Genomic DNA, 20,682 nt, shown 5'->3' on the forward strand with positions numbered 1-20,682 from the left:
GCGGGAATCAGCCGCGCATCTCGACACGCAACTGCTCGCGCACCTCGTCGAAGCGCTCGCCGAGGTGTGCCTGACCCTGACGATCGAACAGACTGACGATCACCACCGCGAGGGCCGAGAACAGCATGCCGGGGACGATCTCGTAGAGCGCGAACAGGCCGCCGTCGAGCTGCTTCCACACCACCACGGTGAGACCGCCGACGATGATGCCGGCGAGCGCGCCCAGGCGCGTCATCCGTCGCCAGTAGAGCGAGAGCACCAGCGGCGCGCCGAAGGCGGCGCCGAACCCGGCCCAGGCATAGGCGACCAGATCGAGCACCATGGCATCCGGGTCCATCGCCAGGGCGAAGGCGAACAGCGCGATGCTGACCACCGCCGCGCGCCCGACCATCACCAGCTCACGCTCGCTGGCCTCGCGGCGCATCAGCGTGCGGTAGACGTCCTCGGTGAAGGCCGAGGAGCTGACCAGCAGCTGCGAGTCGGCGGTGCTCATGATCGCGGCGAGGATGGCTGCGAGCAGGATGCCGGCGATCACCGGGTGGAACAACAGGTTGACCAGCTCGATGAACACCGTCTCGCGGGCGTCGTCGAGCAGCGGCGCATCGAGCGTGATGATGCCGGCCAGCCCGGTGAGGGTGGCCCCGATCAGGGTGAGCGCCACCCAGGTGACGGCGATGCGGCGTGCGGTGGCGACCTTGCGCGGCGAGGCGATCGCCTGGAAGCGCGCGAGCACGTGCGGCTGGCCGAAGTAGCCGAGGCCCCAGGCGGCGAGCGAGACGATGCCGATCCAGCCGATGGCGGTGCCGTCGATCTTGGTCATGGGGTCGAGCAGCTCGGGATTGAGGGTGTTGAGCTGATCGATCGCGCTGTCGCTGCCGCCGGCCAGCGAGCCGGCGAGCAGGGGGACTGCGATCAGCGCCACGGCCATCAGCAGGCCCTGCATCACGTCGGTCCAGGAGACGGCGAGGAAGCCGCCGATGGCGGTGTAGACGATGATCGAGAGCACCGCGATGCCGACGGCCCAGACATAGGGCAGGCCGAAGACCGACTCGAACAGCTTGCCGCCGGCGACCAGGCCAGAGGCGGTGTAGATCAGGAAGAACAGCAGGATGAACACCGCCGCGATGCCGCGCAGCAGACCGCTGGCGTCGGCGAAGCGATTGGCGAAGTATTCGGGCAGCGTCAGTGCGTTGCCGTAGGCGAAGCTGAACACGCGCAGTCGGGCGGCGACCACGAGCCAGTTGAGCCAGGTGCCGAACAGCAGGCCGCCGGCGAGCCAGATCGACTCGAGCCCGGAGGCATAGGCGAAGCCGGGCAGGCCGAGCAGCAGCCAGCCGCTCATGTCCGAGGCGCTGGCGCTGAGCGCCGCGACCCCGCTGCCGAGTCGGCGGCCACCGAGGATGAAGTCGGAGAGATCGCGGGTGCGCTGATAGGCGTACCAGCCGATCAGCAGCACGATGACGAAATAGATGCTGAAGGTGATGGAGATGATGATTGGGTCTTGGGTCAAGCCGTCGCTCCTCGCAGGTATTGCTCCGATCCGGCTTGTCGAATCGGGTGGACAGGGTGCGGTAGTTTAGAACCTGGCGCGAGTGCCCACCAAATCGACGCGCCGGGGCGACAGTGCCGCCGGGTTACGGTTATGCTCCGTGCGTCAGCGGGGAAGGTCCGGAGCGGACGGCCCGGAGGCGCGCTTGGCCCTTGCGTGCGATGCCCCGCAACGCATTGATAGCGAAACGAGGTTGCCATGTCCGAAGCCCGAATCATCAACTGCGAGACCCTGTACGCCGGCAAGGTGATCGACGTCAACCGCGAGCAGGTAGAGCTGCCGGACGGTGCCGAGGTGGCGCTCGAGATCGTCCGCCACCCCGGTGGTGCGGCCACGGTCGCGCTCGACGACCAGGACCGGGTCTGTCTGCTGCGCCAGTTCCGTCACGCCGCCGGAGGCTGGCTGTGGGAGCTGCCCGCCGGGCGCATCGATCCCGACGAGACGCCACAGCGCACCGCCGTGCGCGAGCTGGCCGAGGAGGCCGGGCTGGTGGCCGAGGAGTGGAACGATCTCGGGCCGATGCACGCCTCGCCCGGGGTGTTCACCGAGGTCATCCATCTGTGGCTGGCGCGCGGGCTCACCAGCCAGCCGGTCGCGCACGAACCCGGCGAGCTGATCGAGGTCCACTGGCTGCCCTTCAGTCAGGCGCTCGACTGGTGTCATGACGCCACCATCACCGATGCCAAGACGCTGATCGGGCTCTATCGCGCCAAGGCGATGATCCAGAACGATCTCGACCTGCTCTCCGAGGGTTCGGGTTGTTGAGGTCGTGATGATGAATGCACCGATGCGCGTCTGTGTCCTGCAACATGTCCCCTTCGAAGGGCCGGGGGCGATCGGCGACTGGGTGCGTGCGCGCGGCCATGCCCTTCAGGTGGTACGGCTCGATCTCGGCGAGCCGCTGCCCGCGCTCGCCGAGATCGACTGGCTGGTGGTGATGGGCGGCCCCATGGGGGTCGATCAGGAGCAGCGCCACCCCTGGCTCGCCACCGAGCGCGCGTTCATCTCGCGCGCCATCGGCGCCGACAAGACCCTGATCGGCATCTGTCTCGGCGCCCAGCAGATCGCCGCCGCGCTGGGCGCGCGGGTGTGTCGCAACCCCGAGCGCGAGATCGGCTGGTTCCCGCTCGAACCCAGCGCCGAGGGTCGCGCTTCGGGGCTGTTCGCGGCGCTGCCCGAGGGATTCGAGGTCTTCCACTGGCACGGCGACACTTTCGCCCTGCCCGAGGGTGCGCAACCGCTCGCCGCGAGCGCCGCCTGCGCCAACCAGGGCTTTCTCTTCGAGAGCCGGGTGCTGGGGCTGCAGTGCCATCTGGAGGCGACCACCGAGGGCGTCGAGCGGCTGCTCGTCCACTGCGCCGACGAACTCACCGAGACCGGCCCCTTCGTGCAATCGCCCGAGCATATCCGCGCCCAGCCCCCCGAGCACTACGCCCGACTCCACCAGGCCCTGTTCGCGCTGCTCGACCGGATGGTGGAACTGGGTCGGGAGCTTTGAGCGGCGAACAGGAGCGTCCAGGCACCAGCCTTCAGCCGCCAGCCTTCAGCCTCCAGCGGGGAGGGCTGGCGCGCCTTGCCCGACCGGTCATCGATCGTTCGGGATGGGGGGCGTGACCGGATGGCCTCGGCGCTGATCCTCAACGTCTTCTTCGCACGGTCACGCATCCCACCCTACGGGCCGACGAATGCGCCACCAACGAGAAACCTTCAGTCTCCAGTGTGAGACCCATGACTGGTGACTGGTGACTGGTGACTGGTGACTGGTGACTGGTGACTGGTGACTGGTGACTGGTGACTGGTGACTGGTGACTGGTGACTGATGACTGGTGACTGGCGGCTGGCGGCTGGGAGCCAATCCGCAAGGCACGCTGCGCTTTGCCCGGCCTACACGTCTGAACGCCTTCCTCTTCTATCGTCTTCGCGCCCTTCGGGTCTTTGCGGTTCAATTCTCCCGGCCGCTGGCCGCTACGTCTGTCTCTCGCGCAGCAGCTTCACCTGGAACAGGGCGTTGCGTTCTTCCTCTTCCAGCGCCGAGCGGATGAAGCGGATGGTGCGCTGGTAGCGGGGGATGATGTTGTACTTGAGCGCGTTGACGCGTTTCTGCGCCTTGCGTTGCTCTTCCATCAGTCGGTGCAGCGCGGTCTCGACCTCGCCGAGACGGGCGAGCAGCACCGCGGCCTCGGCGAGATTGGCGCGGGTGGCGTCGAAGCTCGCATCGGTGCCGAGCAGGCCGACGGGCTTGAGCGGCAGGCGCTCGCTGGCCACCGCCGGGTACTCGACACCGAGCGCGCGGTGCGGCAGGACGTTGACGCGCAGCGCCGGCTCGGCGCCGAGCGCGGCCTGACGGATACCGCGACTGCCCATGCGCAGGTGGGTGAGGCTGAGGCAGTGATAGGCCGCGCCGAGCGCGGTCTCGGCCTCGCGCCGCAGCGCGCGGTACTCGTCGATGCGCTCGTAGACCAGTCGGGTGAGCAGCTCGCGCTTGCGTTCGAGCAGATCGTGTCCGGCGATCAGGAACTGCGCCTGCTGCTGTAGCCGCAGCAGGCTGCTCTTGGTCGGCGGTATCTTGATCAGCGATTCGGTCATGGTGCCTGATTCCGGTGCTCAGCCCGAGGGGGCAGGGTTGGCGTCCTGGCGCGCGTCGATACAGTCGGGGCCGCCCATCTCGAACAGGCGACAGACCAGCGGGCGCTGTTCGTAGATGCGACAGCGCAGGGTGTCGCGATCGAGCGCGGCGCACCAGCCGTCGTCGAGCCGGAGCATGCAGATCCGGCCCCAGGCGTCCTCGGTGAGGAAACGCGCCGGCACCCCGGTGTCGGTCAGGCATACCGCCTCGAGCCGACAGCAGCAGGCACGGCAGTCGGCGCAGTCGATGGTGTCGTCAGTCGTCATGGGGCAGGTGTCGCGCGAGGTCGGTTTCGTGGAGTCGGGTGAGCTGCTCGCGCGGGAAACGCGCCATCAGCCGCCAGGCCAGATCCAGGGTGTCGATGATCGAGCGTTCTTCGTGCTCGCCCTGGGTGACGAACTGGGCATCGAAGGCATCGGCGAATTCGAGGAAACGCTGGTCGCGCTCGGACAGCTCGTCGGCGCCGATGATCGAGGCGAGATTGCGGGTCTCCTGAGCGCGGGCGTAGAGGCTGTAGAGCTGGGCGGCGACCCGGGGGTGGTCCTCGCGGGTGTCGTCCTTGCCGATGCCGTCCTTCATCAGCCGCGACAGGCTCGGCGAGATGTGCACCGGGGGGTAGATACCACGATTGTGCAGCTCGCGTGAGAGCACGATCTGCCCCTCGGTGATGTAGCCGGTGAGGTCGGGGATGGGGTGGGTGATGTCGTCCGAGGGCATGGAGACGACCGGCATCATGGTGATCGACCCGCGTCGGTCGTGGATACGGCCGCAGCGCTCGTAGAGTTCGGCCAGATCGGAGTAGAGATAGCCCGGATAGCCCTTGCGTGCGGGCACGTCGCCCTTGGCGGTGGCGACCTCGCGCAGTGCCTCGGCGTAGTTGGTCATGTCGGTGAGCACCACCAGCACGTGGTGGTCGAGATCATAGGCCAGATACTCGGCGGCGGTGAGCGCGGCGCGGGGGAGGGTGAGCCGCTCCACCGGCGGGTCGTCGGCGAGGTTGACGAACATCACCACGTTGCGCAGCACGCCCGAGTTGGCGAACTCGTCGCGGAAGAACTTGGCGTCGGCGTAGGAGACGCCCATGGCCGCGAACACGATCGAGAAGCTGGAGTTCTCGTCGACCAGCCTGGCCTGACGCACGATCTGGGCCGCGAGCCGGTTGTGCGGCAGGCCCGAGCCCGAGAAGATCGGCAGCTTCTGCCCCCGCACCAGGCTGTTGAGCCCGTCGATGGTCGAGACGCCGGTCTGGATGAACTCGCGCGGATAGGTGCGGGCGGCCGGATTGATGGCCGAGCCGCCCACCGGCCGCCGCAGCCCCGAGAGCACCGGCGGGCGCCCATCGCGCGGCTCGCCGAGGCCGTTGAGTTCGCGCCCCAGGATCTCGGGCGAGAGCGCGATCTCCACCGGCTCGTCGAGGAAGCGGACCCAGGTGTTCTCCAGGTCCAGATCATCCGTGCCCTCGAAGACCAGAATCAGCACCTCCTCGTCCGCTGCGCGGATGACCTGACCGTTGCGGATCTGGCCCGCATGGTTCTCGATCCGCACCCGGTCGCCGAAGGCCACGCCCGGCGTGTCCCTGACCACCAGGAGGCCGCCCCTGGCTTCAATGGCAGTGCGGTATTCCTTGATGCTCATGATGCAATGATCCTCGTTCGGCTCGATCGAGCCGCAAATACTTGAACTCTTGGCCCGCCTGGGAATTCAAGTCTGGTTTTCGGCTTTGGTCTCTGGTTGACGAAGTGCATTTACCCTTCCGTAGCATTTTCATGAAGGGGTAGTCGCAATCGTTACAGTAATTGCAGATATAACCAATAGTCAATCCATTGCGAGATTGAATGGCTAAAGGTGATTGGTTTTTAAGGCTTTCTTAATCTAGAGCAACTGTTTCCGCGCTAAATCCTCAGTTTAGCAATCATCATGCCGCTGTTTTCTGATTTGCAGTGGGTGTGTTTTCTGGAAAGGGAAATATTCTATACAGATTTCTGGAGCGCCTATGCGCAGATCATCCCTATACGCCGACATTTCCCTCAGTGCGAAAACACAAGAGAAAACCAACCGCGTCGAACGGTTCGGCAGTACACTCCGGCGGCGTATTTCACGTTTGGTGAGAATTTGCTCGCGTTCTCGAAAAACCAGGAAAGCCATCTGGGTGCAATCTGGAGCTTCATTAGTGACTGCGACGCCATAATGTGCGTGTGACTAATTGCGGGCGAGCCAAACACGTCGAGCGATTCAGAATCCTGATTGTCAGGTCGCTACCAATTTTTTTATCATTATTCCAGAGAATGATCCGGGATTGTGGTAGTGGTAATTTTCAGCTATAGGTTCCACGCTGCTGGCTTGAGCAGGATGAATCAATGAGGCTACTGGAGAAGTTGAAGGGATAAATATTCGTAAATTATTTCGAGGAGCAGATATAGAAAATTTATTCGACAGAATATATCTGCTTACATCGAAGCTAAGAGGGCCAAGCTTTGATTTGATGTGCTTTTCAATAGAATTGATGTTCTCATTAACCCAGTCGCGCAAATCGTCAGCAGCCCTCAAAACCATATTAGATTTATGGGTTTCATTTAACCCTGTTCCGGCGGTGGTAATTCCTCCTCCGGGGCCTAGATAGATATCATTTCCTATTTTAATGAGGCTATTGATATAAGCTTCGCGCAAAGACCTTATGTCTGCATCTGCGGGTTCGCGTGAGAGTTCCAAATCACGTTTTAGTCTCCATGGTTCTAATAGGTGAGGCCAGTTATTATAGACTATTTTAAGTACTGATTTTTTTGCCCATGAGGTGTGGTCGAATACTCCTATTATATGGGCTTTTTCATCAGTTATAAAAGCAAATAATATTTCCTTGTGCCCTTGGATTAGGCCTTTGTTTTTTCCTGTGAGAATTTCTTTTGTTCCAAGGTGTATATGATGTATGCCCCAGTCAAGAAGCATTGGGTCTATGTAGTTTGTTTTTTTTGCTTGTCGTCTACTGCATCGAGGTGTTAGGTCATCACCCCTCTCAATTTCTGAAACAACTTGTTTGTATCCATTGATACGGCTCTGTGGGCAGTTGAAACCTTTTGCGACTTCGACGGCTCTAGGTGTTGGTGGAATTCGATTCCTTAGAATGTTAAAAACTTGAGAAAGTCGATAAGAAGCCTCGCATTTGCCAGATGGCTTGTATCCAAGTCGAGATATAGCTCTATTGCTCCAAATCAGGATGTCTTTCTCAAAATCAAAGCTCATGCGCATAATCTCTAGTTACAATCTTGGTGTCTTATAGGGTATTGGAGTGAAATAATAAGTGTGATACTGGATTGATATTAGAGATGTCAGAGCTAGGTGGAAATTTAATGCCGAATTTCTGCTCCTCAATCCTGCTTCGCATACTCACCCCGAACCCCCTCCATCGCCTCCTCCACTTCATCCCGAAACCCCTGTATCCGATCCAGTTCCTCGCTCGAATACAGCGACTTGATCCTGCGCATCTTGGCCAATAGCGGTAGGTTCTGCAGTTCCGAGACCGGCACGCCGAGTCGAATCAGCGATTCGCCGCTGCGGTAGATCTCGATGGCCAGATCCAGCAGGGCGAATTGCTTGGCCGGGGAGCAGAAGGTGTCGATGTCGTCGAGCGCGCTCTGCTGCAGCACGCCTTCCTTGATGAGCGCGGCGCCTTCCAGCTCCCAGCGCTGGGGGTCGGAGAGGGCCTCGGGGCCGACCAGGTTGACGATGCGCGAGAGTTCGGCGTCGCGGGCGAGGAGGGCGAGGGCGGCGGTGCGGCGTTGCTCCCAGTTCGGGTCGATCTCCTGGTGCCACCACTCGGCTGCGGTGTGGACATGCCCGGAGAAGCTGCCGACCCAGTCGATCGAGGGGTAGTGACGGGCGTCGGCCAGCTCCTTGGAGAGCGCCCAGAAGGTCTCGACGATGTCCTTGGTGTGGCTGGTCACGGGCTCGGAGAAGTCGCCGCCCGGCGGCGAGACCGCGCCGATCAGGGTGACCGAGCCGGAGGCCCCGGCGAAGGTCTCGACCCGCCCGGCACGCTCGTAGAGCGCGGCCAGACGCGAGGCGAGATAGGCGGGGTAGCCTTCCTCGACCGGCATCTGTCCGAGCCGCCCGGAGACCTCGCGCAACGCCTCGGCCCAGCGGCTGGTGGAGTCGGCCAGCATCACCACGTCGTAGCCCATGTCGCGGTAGTACTCGGCCATGGTCAGGCCGACATAGACCGAGGCCTCGCGCGCCACCACCGGCATGTTGGAGGTGTTGGCCACCAGCAGGGTGCGCTCCATCAGCTTGCGCCCGGTGTAGGGGTCGTCGAGCTGGGGGAAGGTCTCGAGCACGTCGACCAGTTCGTTGCCGCGCTCGCCGCAGCCGACATAGATGACGATGTCGGCGTTCGACCAGCGCGCGATCTGCTGCTGCACCACGGTCTTGCCCGCGCCGAAGGGGCCGGGGACCGCGCCCTTGCCGCCCTTGAGCTGGGGGAAGAAGGTGTCGATCACCCGCTGTCCGGTGATCAACGGCGCGACGCCATCGTCGCGGCGCCGGTAGGGGCGCGGCTGGCGCACCGGCCAGCGGTGATAGAGCCCGAGCCTGCGGCTGGCGCCGTGGGCGTCGCGCACCCGGGCGATGGTCGCCTCGAGGTCGTAGTCGCCGGCCGGGGCGATCTCCTCCAGCTCGCCCTCGATACCGGGTGGCACCAGTACGCGATGCTCGATGGTGGCCGTCTCCGGGACGGTGCCGAGCAGGGTGCCGCCGCCGATCCGGGCGCCGGGTTCGAGCGCCGGATTGGGGGTGAAGCGCCACTCGCGGGCACGGTCGAGGGCGTTGAGGTCGATGCCGCGGCGGATGTGATCGCCCGAGGCCAGGGCGATCGCCTCGAGCGGTCGCTGCACGCCGTCGAAGATGCCGCCGAGCAGCCCGGGGCCGAGTTCGACCGAGAGCGGTCGGCCGAGTCCGCGCACCGGCTCGCCGGGACGCAGCCCGTCGGTCGATTCGTAGGTCTGGACGATGGCATCGCCGCCACGCAGCGAGATCACCTCGCCGAGCAGCCCGAGTTCGCCGAGCTTGACCTGCTCCCCGCTGCGCGCGCCGGGCAGTTCGATGGTGACGATGGGGCCGTTGATGTCACGCATCCGGCCGGTTCTGTTGGCGTCTTTCACGGCATCATCCATTGAACAGGTTGGCGGTATCGAGCCCGTTGGGGAGCAGGCGTTCGAGGATCACGCGCTGGATCTCGGGGCGCAGCCGTTCGAGCCGACCGGCATGGGTGTCGTCGATCCGCACCCGCCCCTCGGCGTCGCTGACCCGCACCCCGCCGAGGGCGGTGATCGGCTCCTCGACCAGCTCGGCCTCGCGCCCCTCGGGTAGCGCCTCGAGGATCGCCGCCCAGCGCTCGCGCAGCAGCACCAGGTCGTGGGCGTTGGCCTCGACGCGCAGCCGCGGCTGCTCGATCAGCCCGGCATCGCGCACGATCAGCGTCGCGAGCCAGTCGCCATAGGTGTCGCGCTCGGCGATGAAGGCGCGCATCCGCTCCTCGAGGCCGCGCTCGACGGCCTGCATCAGGTTCCAGCGCACCCGGTCGAGATGGGTCTGGAGCTTCAGCTCGCTGGCCTGGACCTGTTGGCGGAAGCTGCGTTCGGCCAGGGCGCGGGCGACCTGCTCCTCGTGTTGCTCGCGCGCGCGCAGCCGCTCGGCGGCCTCGCGCAGGATGGTGTCGCGACGGCTGGCGGCGCGCGCCCGGTACTCGGCGGCGAGGCGCTCGGCGCGCGCGAGGATCGCCTGTTCGAGTTCATCGACCTGGGTCATGTCGTTGCTCCGTCTCGTCGTCCGGCGCTGCGCCGAACAGCGCATCGAGCCGATCGGCCACCGCGCTGGACAGACGCGGTGGCTCGGCGCCGAGCGCGGGCACCGCGACCACCACGATGCGTCCGCCCTCGCGGCGGATGCGCTGCAGGCTGGGGATGTCCGCGGCCATCAGCGCGTCGTCGACCACCACCAGCGCCTTGGCCCGCGCGCGCAGCAGCCCGCGCAGCAGGCGCTCGACGGTCTCCGGGGCGGGGTTCTCGTGGGCCTCGAAGCCGATCAACCGGAAGCCGTCGGCGAGCCGCTCGTCACCGATGAACACGAGCCGCGCCGGGGTGGCGGTCTCGGTGCTGGGGGTGTCCATGCCGCGCTCAGATCTTGTTGATGAGCAGGATCGAGACCACCAGCCCGTAGATGGCGATGCCCTCGGCCAGACCGAGATAGATCAGGGTGCGCCCGAGGTTCTCCGGCTTCTCGGTGATCGCCGCCAGCGAGGCCGCGCCGATCGGGCCGACGGCGATGCCGGCGCCGATGGTCGAGATCGCGGTGGGGATACCGGCACCGATGATCGCCAGCCCCATGCCGAGGCTGATCTCGGGCGCGGCGGTCTCGGCGAGGGTCTCGGTGGCGGCCAGGGCGTCGTTGAGCCCGAGCACGAGCAGCCCGAGCTGGGCGCCGACGAAGACCACCAGCTGGGTGCCGAGCGCCGGGCGGAACCAGTCACGGAGCCGGGCGCTGGCGCGGGGGCGCAGCTCCAGCACCAGTCCGGTGAGGATCAGGCCGAGGATGGCCAGGGTCATGAGGGCGACGAGCCAATACATGTGACGCTCCTGATATGGTGGATGGTGCCGGGGTCAGTCACGCGGCAGGCGCAGTGGCGCGAAGGCGTGTCCGTCCCCGGAGAAATAACGCGAGAACCCCTCGTAGTACTGCAGTCGCATCACCTGGATCATCACGATCCCGCCCTCGAGCACGATGATGAAGAGGTTGCCGAGGACCAGGGTGATGAGGTGACCGACCTCGCCGAGCATCCCGGCGAGGGTGTAGACGGCGATGGCGAGCGCGACATGGTTGAGCCCGAAGGCGGCGACGCGGAGGAAGGAGAGGGTGTTGGAGACATAGCCGATCACCGTCTCCAGGGTGGCGATGAAGACCACCAGCGCGCGCTCGATCAGCGGGCCCTGTTGCTCGCGCCAGCTCGCCCAGGCCAGGGTGGCGAGGGCGAGCCCGGCGATGGTCGCCGGCCAGGGGGCGAGGGCGCCGTCCTCGGCGAGTCCGACCCCGGCGCCGACCAGCGCGAGATAGAACACCAGATTGACCGCACCGTGATGCCCGAGCACGGCGTCGCGCCAGCGCCCGACGGCCACCCGGTTGTAGATCGCCAGCGCACAGGCGAGGGTGATGAACCCCACCCCCCAGAGGAGCGCCAGGGTGAGCATCCGCAGCGGATCGGTGAGCGGGCTCATCCACAGCGCCGGGATCAGGTGCTCGTTGCCGAAGACGCTGCCGAAGACCAGTCCGAAGACCATCGACGACAACCCGGCGAGCAGTCCGAAGGGCCAGAAGCGCCCGAGCCGTCGGCGCAGCAGCCAGGCGGCGAGCGCGATCACCGCGCCCTGACCGAGGTCGCCGAACATGCTGCCGAACATCAGCAGGAAGGTGACGGCGAACAGCGGCGTAGGGTCGACCTCGCCGTACTCGGGGATGCCGTACTGACCGACCAGGGTGGCGAAGGGGCTGAGTAGCCGGTTGCGGGTGAGCGCCGTGGGCACCAGTCGATGTTCGTCGGTGCGTGGGGCGCGCGTACTCAGATCGAAAGGGTGTGAGAGCCTTTGGTGTAGTTGTCGCGCGAGATCCTCGACCGCGCGCGCCGGTACCCAGCCGGCGAGATGGGCGAGCGGTCCGCTGGCGCGCAGCGCCGGGTCGAGCGCGATCAGCGGGGCGGCGAGCAGCAGGGTCTGCTGCGCGGCGAGCAGCTGCTCGCGATGGTCGGCGCCCCACTCGGCAAGCTCGCGTTCGAGCGCGGCGCGGCGTCGGGCGATGTCGGCGCTGCGCGTCTCGAGCTGCTGGCGTACCCGCGCCGGTTCGCGATCGAGTTCGACCGGGATCGGCAGCGCCTGGAAGCCGGCGGCGGCGAGCACCTGAGGCAAAGATTCTGGAGCGGCATCGCTGGGACCGACGATCACCACATGGGTCTGGTCGCCACGCTGCATGTAGACGTGGACCAGATAGTGGGCGAGTCCGAGCGCACCGCCGAGCTGGGCGAGGTTCTCGCGCGGCAACATGCCGACATGGATGTCGAGGAAGCGGGTGTTGTTGCGCAGCACCGCCAGATCGATGTCGAGCGCGGCGAAGTTGGCGAGCGCGGCCTGGTGCTCGGCGACCAGTCGCGCCTCGTCGTCGAGCTGGCGCAGGCGCTCGGCGTGGGCCGAGGCGGTCTGCCACAGCTCGCCGAGCCACTGATCGAGCACGGCCAGGGACTCGGGCTCGATCACCCGAGGCCGGTCGATGTGCTGCGGCAGCGCGAGGTCGAGCAGCTTGGCGAGCTTGTCGAGCCGCTGTCGGGCACGTTCGTGATGGCGGCGATAGTCGCGTGCCGGGGCGGTGCCGAGGCGCGCCTCGTCCGGGTCGCGCGCGTCGGGGTGGAAGTGACCGGTCTCGGCGAGCGCGAGCGAGGCGGCGGGCAGGTCCTCGGCGAGGACCAGCAGGCGGACGTGTTTCATCGCCGTGGGCGAGAGCATCAGGCCTCCTCCCGCCGGGCACAGGCCGCGGCGCGCCAGGTACAGCCCGAGGGCGCACGCTCGAGCGCTGCGTCGATGGTGTGCTGGGCGAGACCGAGCAGACGCCCCTGGATGATGGCGAACAGCCTCAGCAGGTCGGTCTCGCGCAGCATCAGATAGGCCAGCGCGCGTGCTGGCGCCGAGTCGCCGTGGGCGAGCAGGGCGCGGGCGATGGTGGCGCTGTGGATGTTGACGCGTCGCTGCACCTCGGCGATGTCGTCGCTGCCGGCGAGCTGACCGGCGAGCGGCGCGGGCAGGGCCTCGATGACCGGCTCGAGCCCGTCGAGCGCGACCAGGCGCAGCAGTCGCTCGCGTCCGAGCAGTCCGGTCGAGGGCACCAGCCAGTAGAAGGTCTCGGAGGGTGAGAGTCCGTAGCAGAGCCGGAAGCGCAGCAGCCACAGCAGGTCGACGCGGTCGAGCGCGGCGCCGATCAGGCGTCTGAGCGCGGTGCCGTGCGGTGCGCCGAAGGTGCGGACGTGGCGCGCCAGCCCGAGGTAGTAGTGCTGGTCGATTGCCGCCTCGAGGGCGAAGGATTCGCGGCGCCGGGCATAGACCTCGCGTGCCTGGCGGGCGATCTGGCGGTAGGGACCGGTCTCGAGCTGGCGCAGCAGCTCCTCGACGCTCTCGGCGCGGAACAGGGTATGGATCGGCAGTCGGATCGGGGCGGGCAGGTCGAACAGTTGCTCGGCGATGGTCTCGGCCTCGAGCGCATGGAGCTTGCCGCGCAGCAGGGTCTTGAGGTTGTAGAGCGCGTACTTGCGCCCCCAGGCGAGCATCAGCTCGCGCTCGTCGCCCTGCAGTGGTCGGATCAGCACCTGCAGCTCGGCGAGCAGCTGGTGGACCAGCGCCTGCTCGATGGCGCGGCTGCGCGCGCGCGGCGACGGTGCGGCGTCGAGCAGGGCGTCGAGCCCGAGCTGGTCGACCAGGGCGCTCAGCGGCAGGGTGGCGAGTCGATCAATGGTGTCGGGGTCATGCAGCCCTGTGGCCATCATCGAGACCCGGGCGTCGAGATAGGCGTGATCGGCATCGGCCATGACGCGGGGTCAGCGGCTGGTGTCGATCAGGACCTGGAAAGCGGCTTCGAGTGCCTCTGTCTCGCGCTGCTCGGCCTGATCGCGCAGGTGGACGTGACGCTCGTCATAACGGCGTCGCAGCTGGGCGATGCTCTGTTCGGCGCGCTCGCCGGCCTTGGCGATGAAGCCCTGGCGCAGTTCCGGGATCCGGGCGGTGAAGCGCGCCTGCTCGGCGTGGACCTCGGCCATCGCCTGGTCGACGATCCGTCCCTGTTCGGTCTCGGCCTGCTGGGCGAGCCGCTCGGCCCGCATCTCGACATCGAGCAGTCGCTTGAGGGTGTCATCCATCGGTCGCGCTCTCGGTTGGTCTGGGCATTCGCGACCCTAGCTTACGCGAAAGACGCCGGCGATGGCGCGGACCATCGTCGGCGTCTTGCGCCAGGTCAGCCGCGCTGCCCGCCCGCCGAGCCGTTCAGACGGACCTCGTCGGTCATGCAGATCCGATGACTCCAGAACTGCTCGGCGAGCACCCGCAGCTCCTCGGCGAGGGTGGCCAGCATCTCGGCGGTATGCTCGATCTCGCCGGTGGTCGTGGCGTTACCGTCGGCCGACTGGCGGATATTGGTGACGCTGCGGTTGATTTCCTCGCTGACCGCACTCTGTTCCTCGACGGCGGTGGCGATCTGGGTGGTCATGTCGGTGATCTGCTGCACGCTGGCGGCGATCGACTCGAGCGCGCCACCGGCCTCGCGCGCCTGGGTGACGCTCTGCTCGGCCTGGGCGCGGCTGCCGTGCATCACCTCGACCGAGGCGCGCGCGCCGGCCTGCAACTTCTCGATCATCGTCTGGATCTCGGTGGTCGATTGCTGGGTGCGGTTGGCGAGGTTGCGCACCTCGTCGGCGACCACCGCGAAGCCGCGCCCGGCTTCGCCGGCGCGGGCCGCTTCGATCGCGGCGTTGAGCGCGAGCAGGTTGGTCTGCTCGGCGATGCCGCGGATGACGTCGAGCACGGCGCTGATCTCATCGCTGTGCTGCTCGAGGGTGTGGATCACCGCAGCGGCGTTTTCGACCTCGTCGGAGAGGCGTGCGATGGCCTCGCGGGTGTCGATGGTGACACGCTTGCCGTCGCGCGCAGCGCTGTCAGCGGTGTCGGCGCTGTCGGCGGTGTGCTGAGCGTTGCGCGCGACCTCGCGCACGGTGGCGCTCATCTCCTCGATGGCGGTGGCCACCAGATCGGTCTGCGACTGCTGATTGAGGATGGCCGCGCGCAGCTCGGTGATGGTCTCGACTGCGGCCTCGGCCTGACGCGAGAGCTTGGCCGCGTTATCGGAGATCCGCACCGCCGCCGAGCGGCTCTCGGTGCGCAGCATGCGCATCGCCAGGGTGATGGCACCGTACTCGGTGTTGTTGCCGGTATAGAGGTACTGTGCGGTGGGGTCGTCGATGACCTGGCGTGCCCGCGCGTCGAGGCGCGCCAGCGGGCGGGTCTGGAGCCATGCGATCAGGGTACCGGCGACCAGCAGCAGTGCGATCAGGCCGAGTCCCGGGGCCAGCGGCAGGTTGCTCAACGGCAGGGTGGCGAAAGCCAGGAGCGCGGCGAGCACCAGCCACGCGGTCAATCGCCAGAACGCCGAGAACCGTGGCAGACGCAGCGCCAGCGGCAGGCGTCCGGCGCGGATCCCGGCATAGAGTCGCTCGGCCTTGTCGACCAGGTCGCGCGCCGGGCGGATACGCACCGACTGGTACTCGAACACCTTGCCATCGCGCATGATCGGGTTGACGAAGGCGTCGACCCAGTAGTGATCGCCGTTCTTGCAGCGGTTCTTGACCAGGCCCATCCAGGGGCGCCCTGACTTGATGGTCTGCCACAGCTGGGCGAAGGCCGCCGGTGGCATGTCGGGGTGACGCACCACGTTGTGATTGAAGCCGACCAGCTCGTCGCGATCGAAGCCGCTGATCTCGACGAAGGTCTCGTTGACATCGGTGACGATGCCCTTGAGGTCGGTGGTCGACATGATGTTGTCGGTCTCGGCGAAGGAGCGTTCCTTGCCGGTGACGGGGAGGTTGGTTTTCATCTTGGAGTCCTCAACGCCGATGTTCCCAGAATTGCCGTGCCAGGGTGCGTAGCTCGCTGGAGAGTTCGACGACCCGGCTGGAGGCCTGCCCGATGGCATGGCTGCCGGCGGCGGTCTGGTCCGCGCCTTGACGGATATCGGTGATGCTGCGGCTGATCTCCTCGCTGACCGCGCTCTGCTCCTCGACGGCGGTGGCGATCTGGGTGCTCATGTCGGTGATCGACTGGATGCCGCTGGTGATACGCTCGAGTGCCTCGCCGGCCTCGCGCGCCTGGACGACGCTCTGCTCGGCCTGAGCGCGACTGTTGCCCATGACCTCGACCGACGAGCGGGTACCGGCCTGCAGCTTCTCGATCATCGCCTGGATCTCGGTGGTCGACTGCTGGGTGCGGTTGGCGAGGTTGCGCACCTCGTCGGCGACCACCGCGAAACCACGCCCGGCCTCGCCGGCGCGCGCTGCCTCGATCGCGGCGTTGAGCGCGAGCAGGTTGGTCTGCTCGGCGATGCCGCGGATGACGTCGAGCACGGCGCTGATCTCGCCGCTGTGCTGCTCGAGGGTGTGGATCACCGCAGCGGCCTGCTCGATCTCCTCGGCGAGCCGCCCGATCGAACCGCCGGTGGCGCCCACTACCTCGCCGCCGTTGGAGGCGTTGGCATCGGCTTCGTGGGCGGTGTCGGCGGTTTGCTGGGCGCTTTGCGCGACCTCGCGCACGCTGGCAGTCATCTCCTCGATGGCGGTGGCCACCTGATCGGTCTCCGACTGCTGCTGGAGGATCGCGCCGCGCGCCGACTCCACGGCCTCGACCATGTGTTCGGCCTCGCGCAGCAGTCGCGCCGCCGAGTCATCGACGCGTCCCACCGCCGCGCCGCTCTCGGCTTCGAGCATGCGCAGGGCGAACTCGGCCGCGCCGTACTCGTCGCGACGCTGGGTATAGGCGTACTGACTGATGGGATTGTCGGCCACCATGCGCGCCTGGGCAGCGATGGTGGCGAGCGGACGCGTCTCGATCCAGGCCAGGACCATCGCCGTCAAGGTGAACACCAGCACCGGCGGTGCGGCCTGGAGCGTGCCGAGTCCGAGCAACGGGGCGGCGGCGAGTACAACGGCACCGAGCAGTGCGATGGTACCGAGCAACCGCCAGCGCGACCGGGTCATGCCCAGACGCCAGCGCCAGGGACGCCGATCACGCATCAACTCGGCGTAGAAACGCTCGGCTTGCTCGACCCTGGCGCGGCTCGGCTTGGTGCGCACCGACTGGTACTCGGTGATGGCGCCGTCGTGGGTGATCGGGGTGACATAAGCACTCACCCAGTAGTGGTCGCCGTTCTTGCAGCGGTTCTTGATCAAGCCCATCCAGGGGCGCCCGGACTTCAGCGTCCGCCACAGGTCGGCAAAGGCCGCCGGCGGCATGTCGGGATGGCGTACCAAGTTGTGGTTACGCCCGATCAGTTCGTCCTCGGTGAAACCGGAGATGTCGACGAAGTGGTCGTTGACATAGGTGATGGCGCCCTTCAGATCGGTGGTCGACAGGATATTGGTGTCGTCCGGGAAGGACACCTCCTGTTGCGTCACTGGATAGTTCTTTTTCATGCGGGGAATTTCCTGGAGTACACAGCCCTCGGTTAGCGTGGGGTCGGGACCGCTGGTGCTTTGGCCAGTCGCAGTGCCGAGCATATCTCGGTAAACATTGTGCTCCCGGTCTGCGATCTCGACCTGGCAGGCGGGGAGAGTTACCCCTTGCCTGCTGGTTTGCGATCACGTTCACATCGATCCCGTGCTGTGGCGCCGTCCTGGCCCCCGGGCATGAGGGACACGCGTGCCCGAATCGGCAGCGCAATAATGACACGACTCGTCGAGCGATGCGCGATCGGCGCTGTCCGTGCACGGTGAGGGTGGGGCGGCTCAATAGAGGGGGGCGAGCGTGCCGGAGCGCAGCAGGATGACGGTGATCAGGACGGCGAGCAGCAGCGCCCAGAGCGCCAGATAGAGTCGCATCGACTGACGTGCGCGGTTGCGCTCGGTCCAGGTGCGCGGGCGCACACCCTTGAACAGGAAGACCAGCTTGGCGGCGAGCAGGACGCAGACGATGTTGACGGCGAGCAGCAGCAGGGCGCCGAGCGCGAGGTCCCAGCGGGCGTTGCCGAGGGCGAGTCCGATGGTTGCCGTCGGCGGCAGCAGGGCGACGGCGACCATCACCCCGACCAGGGTCGAGGACAGCCCGGAGGTGAGCGAGAGCACCGCCGCGGCGCCCGAGGCGAGCGCCAGCACGACCCCGGCGAGACCGACGTCGGTACGGGTGGCCAGTTCGTTGAGCGAGAAGTCGACCTGCCAGATCAGGCCGATGGCGACGGCGAGCAGCAACGACAGCCCCAATCCGGCGACATTGGTACGCAGCGCCTGCCACACCAGGGCGCGATCGCCGAGCGAGGTGGCAAAGGCCAGGGCGATGTTGGGACCGAGCAGCGGGGCGATGACCATCGCGCCGATCACCACCGCGACATTGTTCTCGAGAAGACCGATGGCCGCGACCAGGGTCGAGAGCGCGGTGAGCACCAGGTGATTGGTGTCGAGCCGTGCGCCCTTGACGATCTCGCTGTAGAGTTCCTCGCGCGTGGCGGCGATCGCCCGCGCCCGGCGCAACGCCTCGTCCTGGCGTCGCGGGGTGTCGCGGGTGAGCACGGTGTCGACCGGTTGGATGACGATGCGCGCGGCAGCATCGGCCTTGAAGAGGTCCTGCAGCGAGTCGGTCAGCGCTTGGCGTGACTGGTCGTCGACGAGCATGCGCACGGCGCGTCGACCATCTTCGCCGGCCTCGCCGCACCAGGCGTCCTCGGCGCCATAGAAGCCGGCCATGCCGAGCAGCGTCTTGGTGTGCCTGGCGTCGGCGATGACCTCGACGATGCGCATCGCGCTGCTCTCTCCTCAGGGTCCGCTCAGGATGCCGAGCGCCAGCAACAGCAGCAGGGCGAAGGCGCCGATGGTGTTGAACACCAGGTCGACCCGGCGGTTGTGGGCGCGGTAGCGGGCGATCAGTGTCGCCAGTTCGGGGTCAGACTCCACGGCGGGGTCGATCATGACCCGGCGATGGGGCAGGGCGATGGCCGCGATCGCAGCGCAGGCGGTGATCGGATCGACACGGTAGAGTCCGGCGTCGACGTCGACCAGACGGCGCCGCAACCGCTGGTGTGCGTGCATGCGAGCGGTGTCGACGTCCTCGAAGCGGATCGCGCAGCGCAGCTGCGAGGTGACCGGCGGCGGTTGATCACAGGCCTGCAGGCGCACCAGTCCGGGGTGGTCCGGGTGGGTCTCGACGATCAGGTGTCCGCTGTGCATCACGAAGCGGTCAGGCTGGAGCGCTGACCCTTTCGATCTCCCAGTTGCACTGTTCGATCAGGGTCTCGAGCGAGCGCGGGATGTGCAGCGCCTCATCGGGCTCGTAGCGCCGCCCCTCGCTCCAGTGGCGCGCAGCCGATTCGGCGATGTCCGGCAGCCCCTGGCGCTGCAGCTCCCACAATGCCTGTGTCTGTTTGGTGTGCATGGTCTCCCCTGGGTGGATCGCAATATCCGTGCTTGAGTGTGGCTTTTTGGCGACGTGGTATCCATTGACCGGATCTTGATCCCTTTATCTTCGAGTCTAGTTGAAGATTCTGGGCTGGGTGCTTGTCAATCAAGACGTAAATAGCATTGTCGTGGATTTTTAACAATGCAGTCAAAAAGATACTTTTGTGGCGCACGACCAACTCTGCTAGTGACAGTCCGTTGTCTTGCGAACGTGTTTCAGGCGGCAGTCCCGAGGCTGTGGACGCTGCTGGGGAGCTGGTCGCGCACGACCTCGGCGAAGCGCTCGAGGACCTGACGGCGCGGGAAGCTGCGCCGGTAGACCAGCGAGATGCGCCGATAGGCATCAGGCAGGTGCAGCTGTCGCGAGACGATGCCGTGGTCGCGCATCCAGGTCTCGCGCACCGCCAGGGCCGGCACCAGGGTGCAACCGAAACCGGCGCTGACCAGTTGCAGCAGGGTCTCGAGGCTGGATGCGCGCAGATCGGCCATCTCGCCCTGGCTGGGTCGCTGCGACAGTCGGCAGACCTCCATCACCTGATGGGCCAGGCAGTGACCGTCGGCGAGTAGCAGCAGCTCGCTCGACTCCAGGTCCGCAGCGCTGATCTCGGCGCGCTGCTGCAGCGGGTGGTCGGTGGGATGGGCGAGCCAGAAGGGCTCGTCGAACAACTCGATCGTGGCGAGGTCCGAGTCCTCGACCGGGGTGGCGAGCAGTGCGGCGTCGATCTCGTGGTGGCCGAGGCGCGCGAGCAGGGTATCGGTGATCTCCTCGGAGAGCACCAACTGCAGCTTGGGACAGCGCGCGCGCAGCGGACGCAGCAGCAGGGGAACCAGATAGGGGCTGATGGTGGGGATGGCGCCGATGCGCAGCGGTCCGGCCAGCGGATCCTGATGGGCGTGCGCGACCTGCTCGATGGCGGCGGTCTGCTCCAGCGCCAGTCTTGCGTGATGGAGGATCTCCTCGCCGACCGGGGTGATCTCGACCGAGCGGTTGGTGCGCTCGAAGATGACCACGTCGAGTTCGTCCTCGAGCTTCTTGATCTGGCCGCTGAGCGTCGGCTGACTGACGAAGCAACGCTCGGCGGCGCGCCCGAAGTGGCGCGTCTCGGCGACGGCGAGGATATATTTCAGGTCACGTAGATTCACCCGCCCATGATAGCGGAAATCGCACTCGATTCGGACCCATGATGTGCGCCGTGAGGCGATTCCGGGGGCGGTGGGGACGGCTTGATTCGATTCGGCGCCTACCCAATCTTCGACAATAACTTACAAAAAACCGGAGAATTC

20 protein-coding genes are annotated in these 20,682 nt (G+C 66.3%); 2 read left to right on the forward strand and 18 right to left on the reverse strand.

Annotated features, from left to right (window positions below):
- Nucleotides 1-7: 7 nt before the first annotated feature.
- Nucleotides 8-1,510 (reverse strand): sodium/proline symporter PutP, encoded by a 1,503-nt coding sequence (gene putP / locus MARPU_RS07620; RefSeq protein ID WP_005223699.1) that lies wholly within the window; start codon nucleotides 1,508-1,510, stop codon nucleotides 8-10.
- A gap of 237 nt (nucleotides 1,511-1,747) precedes the next feature.
- Between putP and MARPU_RS07625 the strand changes: the two genes are divergently transcribed.
- Nucleotides 1,748-2,314 carry an NUDIX hydrolase gene (locus tag MARPU_RS07625; RefSeq protein WP_005223698.1) on the forward strand — a complete coding sequence of 189 codons (567 nt, stop codon included), beginning with the start codon at nucleotides 1,748-1,750 and terminating at the stop codon, nucleotides 2,312-2,314.
- Between the two features lie 7 nt (nucleotides 2,315-2,321).
- The gene (locus MARPU_RS07630; protein ID WP_005223697.1) at nucleotides 2,322-3,047 is read left to right on the forward strand and encodes a type 1 glutamine amidotransferase; all 726 of its coding nucleotides are present in this window, start codon (nucleotides 2,322-2,324) and stop codon (nucleotides 3,045-3,047) included.
- Between the two features lie 467 nt (nucleotides 3,048-3,514).
- Here MARPU_RS07630 and MARPU_RS07635 read toward each other — a convergent pair whose 3' ends face one another.
- The 17 genes from MARPU_RS07635 to MARPU_RS07710 form a co-directional block, all read right to left on the reverse strand.
- Nucleotides 3,515-4,135 (reverse strand): V-type ATP synthase subunit D, encoded by a 621-nt coding sequence (locus MARPU_RS07635; protein WP_005223696.1) that lies wholly within the window; start codon nucleotides 4,133-4,135, stop codon nucleotides 3,515-3,517.
- Nucleotides 4,136-4,153: 18 nt separating this feature from the next.
- A complete protein-coding gene (locus MARPU_RS07640; protein WP_005223695.1) occupies nucleotides 4,154-4,441 on the reverse strand; it encodes a YkgJ family cysteine cluster protein in 288 nt (95 codons plus the stop codon).
- Nucleotides 4,431-5,810, reverse strand: coding sequence for a V-type ATP synthase subunit B (locus MARPU_RS07645; protein ID WP_005223694.1), 1,380 nt, complete (start codon nucleotides 5,808-5,810; stop codon nucleotides 4,431-4,433). The genes MARPU_RS07640 and MARPU_RS07645 overlap by 11 nt, the downstream gene beginning before the upstream one ends.
- Before the next feature lie 612 nt (nucleotides 5,811-6,422).
- A complete protein-coding gene (locus MARPU_RS17550) occupies nucleotides 6,423-7,412 on the reverse strand; it encodes a hypothetical protein (RefSeq protein ID WP_005223693.1) in 990 nt (329 codons plus the stop codon).
- Nucleotides 7,413-7,537: 125 nt separating this feature from the next.
- Entirely contained in the window at nucleotides 7,538-9,337 is a 1,800-nt protein-coding gene (locus tag MARPU_RS07650; RefSeq protein WP_005223692.1) for a V-type ATP synthase subunit A, read from the reverse strand.
- Nucleotides 9,330-9,971: a V-type ATP synthase subunit E gene (locus MARPU_RS07655; RefSeq protein ID WP_005223691.1), complete on the reverse strand. Its 642-nt coding sequence runs from the start codon at nucleotides 9,969-9,971 to the stop codon at nucleotides 9,330-9,332. Before MARPU_RS07655 ends, MARPU_RS07650 begins: the two co-directional genes overlap by 8 nt.
- Nucleotides 9,955-10,332: a V-type ATP synthase subunit F gene (locus MARPU_RS07660; RefSeq protein ID WP_005223690.1), complete on the reverse strand. Its 378-nt coding sequence runs from the start codon at nucleotides 10,330-10,332 to the stop codon at nucleotides 9,955-9,957. Before MARPU_RS07660 ends, MARPU_RS07655 begins: the two co-directional genes overlap by 17 nt.
- A gap of 7 nt (nucleotides 10,333-10,339) precedes the next feature.
- The gene (locus tag MARPU_RS07665; protein ID WP_005223689.1) at nucleotides 10,340-10,789 is read right to left on the reverse strand and encodes an ATP synthase subunit C; all 450 of its coding nucleotides are present in this window, start codon (nucleotides 10,787-10,789) and stop codon (nucleotides 10,340-10,342) included.
- Between the two features lie 33 nt (nucleotides 10,790-10,822).
- Complete coding sequence (locus MARPU_RS07670) at nucleotides 10,823-12,709, reverse strand: V-type ATP synthase subunit I (protein WP_005223688.1); 1,887 nt, start codon at nucleotides 12,707-12,709, stop codon at nucleotides 10,823-10,825.
- Nucleotides 12,709-13,782, reverse strand: coding sequence for a V0D/AC39 family V-type ATPase subunit (locus MARPU_RS07675; protein ID WP_005223687.1), 1,074 nt, complete (start codon nucleotides 13,780-13,782; stop codon nucleotides 12,709-12,711). The genes MARPU_RS07670 and MARPU_RS07675 overlap by 1 nt, the downstream gene beginning before the upstream one ends.
- Nucleotides 13,783-13,791: 9 nt before the next feature.
- Complete coding sequence (locus MARPU_RS07680) at nucleotides 13,792-14,109, reverse strand: hypothetical protein (protein ID WP_005223686.1); 318 nt, start codon at nucleotides 14,107-14,109, stop codon at nucleotides 13,792-13,794.
- A gap of 95 nt (nucleotides 14,110-14,204) precedes the next feature.
- The gene (locus tag MARPU_RS07685; protein ID WP_005223685.1) at nucleotides 14,205-15,836 is read right to left on the reverse strand and encodes a methyl-accepting chemotaxis protein; all 1,632 of its coding nucleotides are present in this window, start codon (nucleotides 15,834-15,836) and stop codon (nucleotides 14,205-14,207) included.
- Nucleotides 15,837-15,846: 10 nt separating this feature from the next.
- Nucleotides 15,847-17,427 carry a methyl-accepting chemotaxis protein gene (locus tag MARPU_RS07690; protein WP_005223684.1) on the reverse strand — a complete coding sequence of 527 codons (1,581 nt, stop codon included), beginning with the start codon at nucleotides 17,425-17,427 and terminating at the stop codon, nucleotides 15,847-15,849.
- Nucleotides 17,428-17,739: 312 nt separating this feature from the next.
- Complete coding sequence (locus MARPU_RS07695; protein ID WP_005223683.1) at nucleotides 17,740-18,744, reverse strand: TIGR00341 family protein; 1,005 nt, start codon at nucleotides 18,742-18,744, stop codon at nucleotides 17,740-17,742.
- A gap of 15 nt (nucleotides 18,745-18,759) precedes the next feature.
- Nucleotides 18,760-19,170 carry a hypothetical protein gene (locus MARPU_RS07700; protein ID WP_005223682.1) on the reverse strand — a complete coding sequence of 137 codons (411 nt, stop codon included), beginning with the start codon at nucleotides 19,168-19,170 and terminating at the stop codon, nucleotides 18,760-18,762.
- A gap of 10 nt (nucleotides 19,171-19,180) precedes the next feature.
- Nucleotides 19,181-19,375, reverse strand: coding sequence for a hypothetical protein (locus tag MARPU_RS07705; RefSeq protein WP_005223681.1), 195 nt, complete (start codon nucleotides 19,373-19,375; stop codon nucleotides 19,181-19,183).
- A gap of 239 nt (nucleotides 19,376-19,614) precedes the next feature.
- Entirely contained in the window at nucleotides 19,615-20,541 is a 927-nt protein-coding gene (locus MARPU_RS07710) for a LysR substrate-binding domain-containing protein (protein WP_005223680.1), read from the reverse strand.
- Between the last annotated feature and the right edge of the window lie 141 nt (nucleotides 20,542-20,682).

Source organism: Marichromatium purpuratum 984 (genome assembly GCF_000224005.2).
Lineage (GTDB): Bacteria > Pseudomonadota > Gammaproteobacteria > Chromatiales > Chromatiaceae > Marichromatium > Marichromatium purpuratum.

Bases quoted from the DNA above. Each gene is read 5' to 3' on its own strand.
- MARPU_RS07625 (WP_005223698.1), top strand. From the start codon at position 1,748: ATGTCCGAAGCCCGAATCATCAACTGCGAGACCCTGTACGCCGGCAAG.
- MARPU_RS07630 (WP_005223697.1), top strand. From the start codon at position 2,322: ATGATGAATGCACCGATGCGCGTCTGTGTCCTGCAACATGTCCCCTTC.
- MARPU_RS07635 (WP_005223696.1), bottom strand. From the start codon at position 4,135: ATGACCGAATCGCTGATCAAGATACCGCCGACCAAGAGCAGCCTGCTG.
- MARPU_RS07640 (WP_005223695.1), bottom strand. From the start codon at position 4,441: ATGACGACTGACGACACCATCGACTGCGCCGACTGCCGTGCCTGCTGC.
- MARPU_RS07645 (WP_005223694.1), bottom strand. From the start codon at position 5,810: ATGAGCATCAAGGAATACCGCACTGCCATTGAAGCCAGGGGCGGCCTC.
- MARPU_RS17550 (WP_005223693.1), bottom strand. From the start codon at position 7,412: ATGAGCTTTGATTTTGAGAAAGACATCCTGATTTGGAGCAATAGAGCT.
- MARPU_RS07650 (WP_005223692.1), bottom strand. From the start codon at position 9,337: ATGGATGATGCCGTGAAAGACGCCAACAGAACCGGCCGGATGCGTGAC.
- MARPU_RS07655 (WP_005223691.1), bottom strand. From the start codon at position 9,971: ATGACCCAGGTCGATGAACTCGAACAGGCGATCCTCGCGCGCGCCGAG.
- MARPU_RS07660 (WP_005223690.1), bottom strand. From the start codon at position 10,332: ATGGACACCCCCAGCACCGAGACCGCCACCCCGGCGCGGCTCGTGTTC.
- MARPU_RS07665 (WP_005223689.1), bottom strand. From the start codon at position 10,789: ATGTATTGGCTCGTCGCCCTCATGACCCTGGCCATCCTCGGCCTGATC.
- MARPU_RS07670 (WP_005223688.1), bottom strand. From the start codon at position 12,709: ATGCTCTCGCCCACGGCGATGAAACACGTCCGCCTGCTGGTCCTCGCC.
- MARPU_RS07675 (WP_005223687.1), bottom strand. From the start codon at position 13,782: ATGGCCGATGCCGATCACGCCTATCTCGACGCCCGGGTCTCGATGATG.
- MARPU_RS07680 (WP_005223686.1), bottom strand. From the start codon at position 14,109: ATGGATGACACCCTCAAGCGACTGCTCGATGTCGAGATGCGGGCCGAG.
- MARPU_RS07685 (WP_005223685.1), bottom strand. From the start codon at position 15,836: ATGAAAACCAACCTCCCCGTCACCGGCAAGGAACGCTCCTTCGCCGAG.
- MARPU_RS07690 (WP_005223684.1), bottom strand. From the start codon at position 17,427: ATGAAAAAGAACTATCCAGTGACGCAACAGGAGGTGTCCTTCCCGGAC.
- MARPU_RS07695 (WP_005223683.1), bottom strand. From the start codon at position 18,744: ATGCGCATCGTCGAGGTCATCGCCGACGCCAGGCACACCAAGACGCTG.
- MARPU_RS07700 (WP_005223682.1), bottom strand. From the start codon at position 19,170: ATGCACAGCGGACACCTGATCGTCGAGACCCACCCGGACCACCCCGGA.
- MARPU_RS07705 (WP_005223681.1), bottom strand. From the start codon at position 19,375: ATGCACACCAAACAGACACAGGCATTGTGGGAGCTGCAGCGCCAGGGG.